The organism is Streptomyces torulosus (genome assembly GCF_001419765.1).
Lineage (GTDB): Bacteria > Actinomycetota > Actinomycetes > Streptomycetales > Streptomycetaceae > Streptomyces > Streptomyces torulosus.
The window spans coordinates 1-11,420 of the sequence record NZ_LIRK01000598.1; the positions used below are offsets into that span (position 1 = coordinate 1).

13 protein-coding genes are annotated in these 11,420 nt (G+C 70.3%); 3 read left to right on the forward strand and 10 right to left on the reverse strand.

Annotated elements, in window-relative coordinates:
* Nucleotides 1–192 precede the first annotated feature (192 nt).
* Complete coding sequence (locus tag AOK23_RS34490) at nt 193–1,113, forward strand: MaoC family dehydratase (RefSeq protein WP_055716470.1); 921 nt, start codon at nt 193–195, stop codon at nt 1,111–1,113.
* Nucleotides 1,114–1,269: 156 nt separating this feature from the next.
* Here AOK23_RS34490 and AOK23_RS34495 read toward each other — a convergent pair whose 3' ends face one another.
* From AOK23_RS34495 to AOK23_RS34525, 7 genes are all read right to left on the reverse strand, one after another.
* Nucleotides 1,270–2,439, reverse strand: a complete 1,170-nt coding sequence (locus AOK23_RS34495; RefSeq protein WP_055716471.1) for a DUF418 domain-containing protein — start codon at nt 2,437–2,439, stop codon at nt 1,270–1,272.
* A 145-nt stretch (nt 2,440–2,584) separates the two neighbouring features.
* Nucleotides 2,585–3,241, reverse strand: coding sequence for a TetR/AcrR family transcriptional regulator (locus AOK23_RS34500; RefSeq protein ID WP_055716472.1), 657 nt, complete (start codon nt 3,239–3,241; stop codon nt 2,585–2,587).
* A 68-nt stretch (nt 3,242–3,309) separates the two neighbouring features.
* Entirely contained in the window at nt 3,310–3,717 is a 408-nt protein-coding gene (locus tag AOK23_RS34505) for a DUF4229 domain-containing protein (RefSeq protein ID WP_055716473.1), read from the reverse strand.
* A gap of 108 nt (nt 3,718–3,825) precedes the next feature.
* Nucleotides 3,826–4,350, reverse strand: a complete 525-nt coding sequence (locus tag AOK23_RS34510; protein WP_055716474.1) for a GNAT family N-acetyltransferase — start codon at nt 4,348–4,350, stop codon at nt 3,826–3,828.
* Nucleotides 4,351–4,512: 162 nt separating this feature from the next.
* Nucleotides 4,513–5,676 (reverse strand): aminofutalosine synthase MqnE, encoded by a 1,164-nt coding sequence (gene mqnE / locus AOK23_RS34515; RefSeq protein ID WP_055716475.1) that lies wholly within the window; start codon nt 5,674–5,676, stop codon nt 4,513–4,515.
* A gap of 60 nt (nt 5,677–5,736) precedes the next feature.
* A complete protein-coding gene (locus tag AOK23_RS34520; RefSeq protein WP_055513474.1) occupies nt 5,737–6,192 on the reverse strand; it encodes an Lrp/AsnC family transcriptional regulator in 456 nt (151 codons plus the stop codon).
* 92 nt (nt 6,193–6,284) lie between these two features.
* Nucleotides 6,285–7,001: a UbiX family flavin prenyltransferase gene (locus tag AOK23_RS34525; RefSeq protein WP_240496698.1), complete on the reverse strand. Its 717-nt coding sequence runs from the start codon at nt 6,999–7,001 to the stop codon at nt 6,285–6,287.
* A 90-nt stretch (nt 7,002–7,091) separates the two neighbouring features.
* Between AOK23_RS34525 and AOK23_RS34530 the strand changes: the two genes are divergently transcribed.
* Nucleotides 7,092–7,715, forward strand: coding sequence for a rhomboid family intramembrane serine protease (locus tag AOK23_RS34530; protein WP_055716477.1), 624 nt, complete (start codon nt 7,092–7,094; stop codon nt 7,713–7,715).
* On the opposite strand, the gene AOK23_RS34535 is transcribed toward AOK23_RS34530, so the two are convergent.
* Genes AOK23_RS34535 through AOK23_RS34545 form a run of 3 tightly spaced genes read right to left on the reverse strand, consistent with a single transcriptional unit; the run spans nt 7,705 to nt 10,681 of the window.
* Nucleotides 7,705–8,277, reverse strand: a complete 573-nt coding sequence (locus AOK23_RS34535; protein WP_055716478.1) for a Uma2 family endonuclease — start codon at nt 8,275–8,277, stop codon at nt 7,705–7,707. The two genes, AOK23_RS34530 and AOK23_RS34535, sit on opposite strands and share 11 nt — an antisense overlap.
* Before the next feature lie 47 nt (nt 8,278–8,324).
* Nucleotides 8,325–9,227, reverse strand: coding sequence for a menaquinone biosynthesis prenyltransferase MqnP (gene mqnP, locus AOK23_RS34540; protein ID WP_055716479.1), 903 nt, complete (start codon nt 9,225–9,227; stop codon nt 8,325–8,327).
* Nucleotides 9,224–10,681: a menaquinone biosynthesis decarboxylase gene (locus AOK23_RS34545; RefSeq protein ID WP_055513483.1), complete on the reverse strand. Its 1,458-nt coding sequence runs from the start codon at nt 10,679–10,681 to the stop codon at nt 9,224–9,226. The genes mqnP and AOK23_RS34545 overlap by 4 nt, the downstream gene beginning before the upstream one ends.
* Nucleotides 10,682–10,834: 153 nt before the next feature.
* Between AOK23_RS34545 and AOK23_RS34550 the strand changes: the two genes are divergently transcribed.
* The gene (locus AOK23_RS34550; protein WP_055716480.1) at nt 10,835–11,230 is read left to right on the forward strand and encodes a PLD nuclease N-terminal domain-containing protein; all 396 of its coding nucleotides are present in this window, start codon (nt 10,835–10,837) and stop codon (nt 11,228–11,230) included.
* The last annotated feature ends 190 nt before the right edge of the window (nt 11,231–11,420 follow it).

Here is an 11,420-nt window from a genome sequence, read left to right on the forward strand (position 1 = left end):
GTCCGGGGATGTTCCGGGGGCGGGGATGTGCAGTGTCGTGCAGCGCTCCGCCGCAGGTCAAGGCGGCGTCAAATAACCTGAGGGTCGTTCATCTCCCCTGCTCGCACACCCTGCTTCCGAGAGCTTTACCTCGGGTAACCTGACTGGGGAGTAAGGAAGTGCGCCGCACCGGGGAGAAGGGGAAACCGTCCGATGCCTCAGCTCACCCTCACCGGCCCGCCTCTCCTCCCGCCCCTCCTCGCGCGGGGCGCCCTGCTCTCCCCGTGCAAGAGCCGCAGGCTGCCCCGTACCGCCGTCCGGCACGGCGACGGCACGGTCGGCCGCCTCGACCGGCTCGTCCTGCCCGGCGTACGGATCGACCTCGCGCATCTCGCCGCGTACGAACGGGTCTGCGGCTTCCCCACCGGCGAGGACGCCGTCCCGCTCACCTATCCGCACGTCCTCGGTTTTCCGCTCGCCATGCGGATCATGTCCGGCCGCGACTTCCCGCTGCCCCTGCTGGGGCTCGTCCACACCTCGATCGAGATCACCCGCCGCTGGCGGCTGCCGGCCACCGGGGAGCACGAGCTGACCGTGTACGTGGACGGGTTGACGCCGCACCGCCGGGGCACCGAGGCCACGGTCGTGACGGAGGTACGGGACACCGGCGGCGATTGCGGCTGCGACGAGATCGCCTGGGAGTCCCGCAGCACCTACCTCGCCCGGCACCGGGTGAACGACGCCCCCAGCCTCACCGGTGACAGCCGGCGGTCGGCGACCGCGCCGCTCCCCGCGCTCGCCGAGTGGCGGCTCGGCGCGGATGTGGGGCGGCGCTACGGGGCGGTCTCGGGCGACCGCAACCCCATCCACCTCCACCCCCTCGGCGCCCGCCTCTTCGGGTTCCCGCGCGCCATCGCCCACGGCATGTGGACCGTCGCCCGCTGCCTCGCCGAACACGGCACACCCCCGGCGGCCCTGGTCCGCGCCGAGTTCCGCGCACCGGTCCAACTCCCGAGCACCGTCATCTACGCGGCGGACGGCCGCCCCGGCGGCGACTTCGAACTCCGCGGCACGGACCGGAAAGGCGGGCAGCGGGTGCATGTGACGGGGAGCGTGTACCCGCTGATCCAGTGAGCGGTGCACACCGGCTCCGGCGGGATGCCGGGCTCGGCTCCCCTTCCCCCATGACCGCCCGCGCCTACGATCCGCGCCGGGAGTACGTGACGTGTCGGCAGAGGTCACTGGCGGAAGTCATCGACAGAGGTCACTGGTGGAGGTCATCGGCAGAGGTCAGCGGCGCATCGGGGGACGCTCGGCGTTCGTGACGGCCCGCAGTGCCCATTCGACCGGGCCGTACCGGTACCGCGCGAGCCAGCGTCGGCTCAGCTCCAGTTGGAGCGCGAAGATGCCGGCGGCGACGACCGGCACGAGCGCCGGTGGCGTCTCCCCGGTCAGCCCGAGCCCCACGCCGGTGAAGATCAGCACGCCCAGCAGGGACTGGCCGAGATAGTTCGACAGCGCCATCCGGCCGGCCGGTGCGAGCACCCGCGCCAGCCGGGCGCCGCGCGGGGTGGCGAACACCCGGAGCAGGGTGGCCACGTAGGCCCCGGTCAGCAACGGCGCGGTCAGGATGCAGACCGCCAGCCCGGCCAGGCCGACCGTGCCGCCGCCGATCGCGAACACCAGCGCGCCGGCGAGCCCGACCGGGTATCCGACCCGCTCCAGTCGGCGCAGCGCGACCGCGTGCCTGCCGATCCCGTCGGCGAGCAGCTGATGCCGGCCGGCGGCCAGCCCGACGAGGAACGCGGACAGCGCGAGCGGGCCCTGCACGGCCAGGCTTCCGGCCATCACCGGCAGCGAGCGCGCATGCTCGCCGATCACCGAACCCAGGCCGCCGGCAAGGGCGTCGGTCGACGCGCGACCGTCGGCGAGCGCGGCGCCCTGATCGGTGACCAGGTCGGCGCCGGCCAGCGCGGCCACGGCCGCACCGGCCGCCATGACGACGACGATCGCCCCCGCGGCGATCACCGCCGTCCTCGGCTGGATCCGGTGCACGGCGAGCAGAACGAGACCGAGCAGCGCGTAGGTGGTCAGGATGTCGCCGTGGAACAGCAGCACCGCGTGCAGACCGCCGAGCACGAAAAGCCCGCCGAGCCGGCGGACGAACCGCGTGGTGAAGTTCGCGCCGGCCCGCTCCGCGGCGGCCAGCTGCAAGGTGAAGCTGTAGCCGAACAGGAACGAGAACAGCAGGTAGAACTTCATCTCGAACAGCAGCCGGACCACGAACTCGGCGGAGTCGTCCAGCCAGGAGCCGTGCGCCGGATCGGCGACGAGGTGGAACGGGTAGCCGGAGGCGAAGAAGGCGAGGTTCACGACGAGGATGCCGAACAGCGCGAACCCGCGCAGCGCGTCGACGTCAAGTAACCGGGTAGGGGTGGGCGATCGCAGCGTTTCCGTCATACGAAAACGCTAGGAACGCCGGGAGCGACGCACGAGCCGGTGCGCCCGAGGATGCGTGGTGGGGCCAGCCCTACTGGTCGTCTCCGGTCGCCGGTCGACCCGCAGCCGGAGACCGTCCGGCAAAGCGCCGGCAGACCTGGTGGACCTACGGCGTGGCCATGTCGGCCGGTGGGGTCCAGGGGTGGCCGTCCATCAGGTTGCCGAGGCCGGACCAGGCGAAGTTCATGAGGGTGGCGGCGGCCTGCCTGGCCGTCAGGCCGGGCGTGGCGTTGGCCCAGGCCGCGAGGGCCTCGGCGGCGCCGACGAGCGCCTCGGCGAGGCCGGCGACCTCACGTTCGGGGAGGGACGGGTCGCGGCGGGCCTCGCGGGCGGCGACCAGGATCAGCCCCGTCACGAACGCCACCATCTCCTCGCGCATCGCCGCGACCTCGGCGGCGAAGGGTTCGCCGTGTGTACGGGCCTGGAGGTGCAGGACGGCCCAGGCGTCCGGGTTGCGCGCGGTGTGCGTGAAGAACGCCCGCAGTCCCTCCCAGAGTTGCCGGTCGGCGGGCAGCCGGGGGTTGACGCCCTCGCGTACGGCGGTGGTGAGCGCCTCGGCCTCGCGGCGGATGCAGGCGGTGAAGAGGTCTTCCTTGGAGTTCAGGTACAGGTACACCAACGGCTTGGACACGCCCGCCAGTTCGGCGATCTCGTCCATGGAGGCGGCCCGGTAGCCGCGCTGCCCGAACGTCCGCACGGCAGCGTCCAGCATCTGCTGTTCCCGTACCGCCCGGGGCATCCGTTTGTTCTTCACAGCACCCATGCGGGCAAGCGTACGGTTTTGCCGCCGGGAAAGATCCCGGCCGTTTCCGGGCGGACCACCTGGCCGCCCTAGGAGGCCTTGACGCCCTCGGAAGCCTTGACGTCCTCGGAGTCCGGGCCGCTCTCGGCGGCCTTGGCGTTCCCGGCGTCGGTGTCCTTGGCGGGGGCGCCGGCCGGGGCCGGGGTACGGGCCGCGTCGTCCGCCTCGTCCTCCTGGCTGCGGTTGGCGGCGAGGTTGGACTTCACGCGGTCGATGGACCGGTCGAGGCGCGGGGCGATCCGCTCCGAGGCCCGGTCGCGCTCCTTGCGGAGGGCCACGAAGCTGATCGGCGCGGAGACGACGAGGGCCAGCATGATCATCCACATGCCGTTGGAGGCGCCGAGACCGCGCGGGGCGACGCCGGAGTAGACGAGGGCCCAGACGACCACGAAGCAGCCCACGAAGATCCCGAGGCGCATCAGTGTGTAGCGGAGCATCTCAATCCACTCTTCCGTTTCCGTACCGGACGTTCCCAAAGGCCACCGTCCAGTGAAGCACGGTCGGGGGGCGATCTTGCACGGGGGTGCGGGCGGTGCGGGCGCGGCTCAGGTCAGGGACAGGAGCATCGTGATGTCGTCACGGTGGTCGTCGGGGGCGACCCGGATGGCGCCGGGGACGCGGCCGACCTCCTTGTAGCCGCACGCCGCGTAGAAGTGCTCCAGGCCGAGGCCGCCGCGGCAGGTGAGGCGGACGGCGTCGATGCCGTCGAAGCCGCGGGCCGCCTCCTCGGCCGCCTTCATGAGGTCGCGGCCGTAGCCCTTGCCCTGGTGGGCGGGGTGCACCATCACCGTGTACAGCCAGACCCAGTGCGTCATCAGGCGGTGCGTGTTGAAGCTGAAGAACGCGGTGGCCGCGGGCGCGCCGGCCGCGTCGAACCCGACCAGCAGCCGCTGCCGGCCCTCCGCCATGCCGACCATGTGCTTCACCAGCTCGGGCCGTATCGCCTCCGGCGCCACCGGCGCCACGAACCCGACGGCACCACCGGCATTGGAGACGTCCGCCCAGAGACCGAGGATGCCGTCGCGAAGCTCGGGCGTGAGGGGAGGGTCGAGCTGGAAGGTAAGGGTCATGGGGCGAGATTAGCCATTACGTTCGGCGGCGCGTCAAACAGATGTGGATAGTGGACACGTGCGGGTGGGTGGGGGTCTCTCGCGCCCACGCGGCGGAGCCGCATGTGTCACCGCCCCGCACCCGCCCGACAACAGTGGCCCCCGAGCCATGAGGCGCCCGGCTCACACCCGCATCGGCTGAGGAGACTCCCGCCGCAGCGGATCCGCCGCCTCGTACTCCCGGATGATCTCGTACCGCGTGTTCCGCTCCACCGGCCGGAACCCGGCGTCGCGGATGAGGTCCAGCAGGTCCTCACGGGTCAGCTTGTTCGGGGTGCCGTAGTTGTCCGCGTCGTGCGTGATCTTGTACTCGACGACCGACCCGTCCATGTCGTCGGCGCCGTGCTGCAGCGCGAGCTGCGCGGTCTGGACGCCGTGCATCACCCAGAAGACCTTCACGTGCGGGACGTTGTCGAACAGCAGCCGCGACACCGCGAAGGTCTTCAGCGCCTCCGCGCCCGTCGCCATCTGCGTACGCGCCTGGAGCCGGTTGCGTACCTTGCCGTCCTGCACGTCCACGAAGTCGTGCTGGTAGCGCAGCGGGATGAAGACCTGGAAGCCGCCGGTCTCGTCCTGGAGCTCCCGCAGCCGCAGGACGTGGTCGACGCGGTGCCGGGGCTCCTCGATGTGGCCGTAGAGCATGGTGCACGGGGTCTTCAGACCCTTCTCGTGCGCCAGGCGGTGGATCCGCGACCAGTCCTCCCAGTGGGTGCGGTGGTCGACGATGTGCTGGCGGACCTCCCAGTCGAAGATCTCCGCGCCGCCGCCCGTCAGGGACTCCAGGCCCGCGTCGATCAGTTCGTCGAGGATCTCCGACGCCGACAGCCCGCTGATCGTCTCGAAGTGGTGGATCTCCGTGGCCGTGAAGGCCTTCAGCGAGACGTTCGGGAGGGCCGCCTTCAGCTCCCGCAGCGAGCGCGGGTAGTAGCGCCATGGCAGGTTCGGGTGCAGCCCGTTGACGATGTGGAGTTCCGTGAGGTTCTCCGACTCCATCGCCTTGGCGAGCTTGACGGCCTCCTCGATGCGCATCGTGTACGCGTCCTTCTCCCCCGGCTTGCGCTGGAAGGAGCAGTAGGCGCAGGAGGCCGTGCACACATTGGTCATGTTGAGGTGACGGTTGACGTTGAAGTGGACGACGTCGCCGTTCTTCCGCGTCCGCACCTCGTGCGCGAGCCCGCCCAGCCACGCCAGGTCGTCCGACTCGTACAGCGCGATGCCGTCCTCGCGGGTCAGCCGCTCACCGGAGCGGACCTTCTCCTCCAGCTCGCGCTTGAGCCCGACGTCCATGCCTCCGCCTTCCCTCAGTCTTCCCTCAATGGACAACCCAGCCACCGTACTCCCCGAGGTCTACTGCTCCTCGGGCAGCTCACCCACCCTGTTCTCCCACTTCGTGGAGAGCACGATCGTGGTACGGGTCCGGGAGACGCCCTTCGTGCCGGACAGCCGGCGGATCGTCTTCTCCAGGCCGTCGACGTCGGTGGCGCGCACCTTGAGCATGAAGGAGTCGTCGCCGGCGATGAACCAGCAGTCCTCGATCTCGTCGAGGTCGCGGAGCCGGTTCGCCACGTCCTCGTGGTCGGCGGCGTCGGAGAGCGAGATCCCGATGAGCGCGATCACGCCGAGGCCGAGGGAGGCCGCGTCGACGGTGGCGCGATAGCCGGTGATGACACCGGCGGCCTCCAGCCGGTTGATGCGGTCGGTGACACTGGGTCCCGACAGGCCGACGAGGCGCCCCAGCTCCGCGTAGGAGGCCCGGCCGTTCTCCCTCAGGGCCTGGATGAGCTGCCTGTCCACCGCGTCCATGCGATCGGTTGCCTTCCGCTGAAGAGTTGCACTGAAGAGTTGCTCGGTGAGTTGCCAGTGGTGCGCGTACGCGCGGGGTGCGCGGATGCCGCTCAGGTGCCCCTGGGGGTGGTGTCGCCCGTCCCGGAGGGGCGGGACCCGCCGATCTCGCCCTCCCAGCGCCGGTACAGGGTGTGCGGGACGCCCGCCGCGTCCAGCACCCGCCCGGCCACGAAGTCCACCAGGTCCTGGATGTGCGTGGCCCCCGCGTAGAAGGCCGGGGAGGCGGGCAGTACGGTCGCGCCCGCGTCGTCCAGGGTCACCAGATGCCGCAGGGTCTGCCCGTTCAACGGCGTCTCCCGGACGGCGACGACGAGCCGGCGCCGCTCCTTGAGGGTGACGCTCGCCGCCCGTTGCAGCAGGTCCTTGCTGAGTCCCAGGGCCACGCCCGCGACGCACGCCGTCGACGCGGGGACGATCAGCATGCCCTTGACGGGGTACGAGCCCGAGGACGGTCCGGCGGCCAGGTCGCCGGCGCTCCAGTGCCGTACACGGTCGCCGTCGACGTCCACCGGGAACGTGCCGGGCTTGCCGTCGGCGCCGCCCGACAGCCATTCCCGCAGGTCGTCACGCCAGTGCGCGTCCCGGAACGCGATGCCCGTCTCGTCCAGCAGGGTCAGCCGCGACGCACGGGACACCACGAGGTCGACGCTTTCGCCCGCGGCGAGGAGCGCGCGCAGCACGGCGGCGGCGTATGGGGTGCCGGATGCGCCGGAGACCCCTACGATCCAAGGCGTACGCGCCGTCTCTCCTGGCTTGGCTCGGTTCACGACACCGAGCCTATCCGGCGCCATGGGGCGGGAACCGGTCAAGGGGGCACGGCCGTTCCACTGAGGGGACGAGTTGAGTCGGGGGTTGACATGGCAGGTGGAGTGCGCGGGGCGCTGAGCCCTGATCGGGAGTGGTCGCGCGGGGACCGCGCGAAGGCGGCCGCCAAGCTGATGGCGGGCTGGGTGGCCCTGCTGTGGATCCTCGAAGTGATCGACGTGGCGAGCGGGAACGCGCTGGACGACTTCGGCATCATGCCGCGGTCGGTGCCCGAGCTGATCGACGTCGTGCCCGCGTCGTTCATCCACTTCGGCTTCGGCCATGTCGCGGCCAACAGCGTGCCGCTGCTGGTGCTCGGCTTCCTCGCGGCGCTGGGCGGACTGCGCCGGTTCGTCGCGGTCTGCGCGCTGATCATCGTGGCCGACGGTCTGGGTGTCTGGCTGATATCCCCGGACAACACCAACACGGCGGGCGCCTCCGGCGTCGTCTTCGGCCTCTTCGGCTTCCTCGTCGTCAGCGGCTTCGTCGAGCGCCGGCTGCTGGGGGTCGGGGTGGGGGTGCTGGTCGCCGCGATCTGGGGCGGCGCGATCCTCGGCGGTATCGCCCCCACCGAGACCGGGATCAGCTGGCAGGGCCACCTGATCGGGTTGGTGACGGGGGTGGTGGCGGCGTTCCTGTTCCGGCGCCGTCAACCCCGCGGGGCGCTCACCGCGTAGGGCGCGCCTTCGGGTCCACGGGGAGGCGGCCGGTGGCGATCGTGAGTTTTCCCAGCGGCGAGTCGACGGTGACGTCGGGGCCGTAGGGAATCGTGTCGCGGCCCCGGTAGCCGTCGGGGCCGGGGTTCCACATCGTGACGCAGTGGCCCTTGAGCGGGTCGAGGATCAGATAGTTGGCGATGCCGCGAGAGGCGTACCAGCGTGGCTTGAGTTCGTAGTCGCGGCGGACGCTGCCCTGGGACACGACCTCGACGACGACCTCGACGAGGTCCGGTGAGTACGCTCCCTCATTCTTTTCGACCTCCACCGCGGGAATGATGGCCAGGTCGGGGCAGAACTCGTTCTCATCGTCGAAGGGGAAGGCGACATCGCTGGTGAAGCCCCACTCCTCGGCCACCTGCTCCCGCAGGGTGTTCCACACCAGTCGGATGGTCTCCGCGTGGTGTGGCTTCACCGGACTCATCATGATGCTGCCCTCGACAATCTCCATGCGATAGCCGGGGAACATGTCCTCGAACCGGCTGAGCTGCGAGTGCAGGCGGTCGATGCCCGAGACGGTCACGCTGGCCTCCCTGGGGTTTCTGCACTCGATGGTAGGCCGCACCGTATTCAGGCGGTCAGACCCCGAGCCAGAAGATCGAGCAGCGCGCACACGAACAAGGCAATGCCGATGAAGCCGTTGACGGAGAAGAACGCGCGGTTCAGCCGCGACAGGTCGTGCGGCCGCACGATCGTGTGCTCGTAGACGAAAGCGGCAGCCACGATCGTCAGGCCCAGCCACAGGAAGGCGCCCGCGTCCGTCGCCAGCGCGTACCAGACGAACAACCCCGTCGTCAGGGCATGGCACACCCGCGCCGCCCACACCGCCGCCGGGATGCCGAAGCGGGCCGGGACCGACAGGACGCCGGTGTCGCGGTCGGAGTCGACGTCCTGGCAGGCGTAGATGAGGTCGAAGCCGCCGATCCAGACGCCGACGGCCAGACCCAGGATCACCGCGTCCCAGGACCATTCGCCGGTGATCGCGAGCCAGCCGCCGACGGGGCCCATCGCCTGGGCGAGGCCCAGGATGGCCTGGGGGTAGTTCGTGAAGCGTTTGCCGTAGGGGTAGACCACCATCGGGATCACGGCGACGGGGGCGAGCGCCAGGCAGAGCGGGTTCAGCAGCGCCGCCGCGCCCAGGAAGATCACCAGGGCGATCAGGGCGCCGGTCCAGGCGTGCTTCACCGACACCGCGCCGGTCACCAGTTCACGGTGCGCGGTGCGCGGGTTCCGCGCGTCGATCTCGCGGTCGATGATCCGGTTGGCGGCCATCGCGAACGTGCGCAGCCCGACCATGCAGACGGTGACCAGCAGCAGCCGTACCCAGTGGATGTTGCCGTCCAGCTGGAACATGGCGGTGAGCGCGGCGATGTACGCGAAGGGCAGCGCGAAGATCGAGTGCTCGATCATCACCAGCCGCAGGAACGCCTTGGTCCGGCCCGGCTGGGGGATCGCCGCGGATGCGCTGCTCACAGGCCGTACTCCTTCCAGCGCCGGTCGACGAGCGCCGCCGTGGCGGGGTCCGACTCGACCATGTCGGGCCAGCCGCCGTCCCGGGTGTAGCCCTCCTCGATCCACTTCTTCGTCGCGTCGATGCCCGCCTTGCCGCCCCAGAACTGCTGGTAGGAGGCGTGGTCGAGGTGGTCCACCGGGCCTTCGACCACGGTGAGGTCGCGGGCGTAGTCCGTGTTGCCGAGGGCCCGCCAGGCGACCTCGTGGAGGTCGTGGACGTCGCAGTCGGAGTCGACGACCACGATCAGCTTCGTCAGGGACATCATGTGGGCGCCCCAGATGGCGTGCATGACCTTCTGCGCGTGCTTCGGGTACTTCTTCTCGATCGAGACGATCGCGCAGTTGTGGAAGCCACCCGACTCGGGGAGGTGGTAGTCCACGATGTCCGGGACGATGATCTTGAGGAGGGGGAGGAAGAAGCGTTCCGTCGCGCGGCCCAGCGGTCCGTCCTCCGTCGGGGGGCGGCCGACGACGATCGACTGGAGCAGCGGGCGCTTCCGCATCGTCACGCAGTCGATCTTCAGCGCGGGGAAGGGCTCCTGCGGGGTGTAGAAGCCGGTGTGGTCGCCGAAGGGGCCCTCGGGGAGCATCTCGCCGGGCTCCAGCCAGCCCTCGATGACGACCTCGGCGTTCGCCGGCACCTGCAGCGGCACCGTCTTGCAGTCGACCATCTCGATCCGCTTGCCCGCGACGAACCCGGCGAACAGGTACTCGTCGATGTCGCCGGGCAGCGGCGCGGTGGAGGCGTACGTCACGGCGGGCGGGCAGCCGAAGGCGATGGCGACCGGCAGCCGCTCACCGCGCTTGGCGGCCACCTGGTAGTGGTTGCGGCTGTCCTTGTGGATCTGCCAGTGCATGCCGATGGTGCGCTTGTCGTGGCGCTGGAGGCGGTACAGGCCGAGGTTGCGGACGCCGGTCTCGGGGTGCTTGGTGTGGGTGAGCCCGAGGTTGAAGAAGGAGCCGCCGTCCTTGGGCCAGGTGAACAGCGCGGGCAGCTGGTCCAGGTCCACGTCGTCGCCCTGGAGGACGACCTCCTGCACGGGGGCGCTGTCCGCCTTCACCTTCTTCGGCGGAACGTGAACCATCGCGCCGAGCTTCCCGAACGCCTCGCGCACACCCACGAAGCCCTGCGGCAGCTCCGGCTTGAGCAGCCCGCCGATCTTCTCGCTGATCTCGCCGTACGACTTCAGGCCGAGGGCCTTCAGCAGGCGGCGGTCGGTCCCGAAGACGTTCATCGCGAGCGGCATGCTCGACCCGCGGACGTTCTCGAAGAGGAGGGCGGGACCGCCGGCCTTGTTGACCCGGTCGACGATCTCCCCGACCTCCAGATACGGGTCGACCTCGGCCTTGATCCGCTTGAGATCGCCCTCGCGCTCCAGGGCGCGGAGCAGGGAGCGAAGATCGTCGTAAGCCATGCGGTCCAGTATCCCCGAGGGGCTACCCTGACCCCGTCACGGGGCCCGGCGTAAGGTCATGGCTTTCCGCCGCACAGGGTCGGCGCCGCACGGCCCCGCCGGTCACCACCGGGTCCGACGGACGGGCCCACCACGCTTTTCAGGGGGCGTTCCATGCTCAGGGTGTTGATGTACCTCGTGCCGTTGGCGCTGACCATCTACGCGTTCATCGACTGCCTCAACACCCCCGAGGACGAGGCGAAGCACCTGCCCAAGATCGCCTGGGTGTTCATCATCCTGCTCTTCTGGATCGTCGGGCCGATCGCGTGGCTCGCCGCGGGCAAGCTGCGCCACGCCCCCGCGAACGGGCGCACGCCCTCCGAGTGGCACCGCAACCACCGCGCGGAGTATGTCGCCCCCGACGACAATCCCGAGTTCCTGAAGTCGCTCTCCGAGGAGAACAAGAAGGACGAGTCGCTCCTCAAGAGCTGGGAGGCGGATCTGCGGCGCCGCGAGGAGGAACTGAAGCGGCAGGAGAGGGAGAAGCGCGAGAAGGACGGCGAGGAGTAGGCCGGGCGCCTCACAGCTCGGGCCTCACAGCTCGGGGGTGCGGGGGGTTTTGGCGGGTGCGGGTGAGTGGGTGCTGATCGCGCAGTTCCCCGCGCCCCTGAAAAGCACCCCTGAAAAGCGCCCGGGGCTGCGCCCCGTGCTTTTCGGCTGAAGGCCGGGCCGAAGGCCCAAGCCTTCAGGGGCGCGGGGA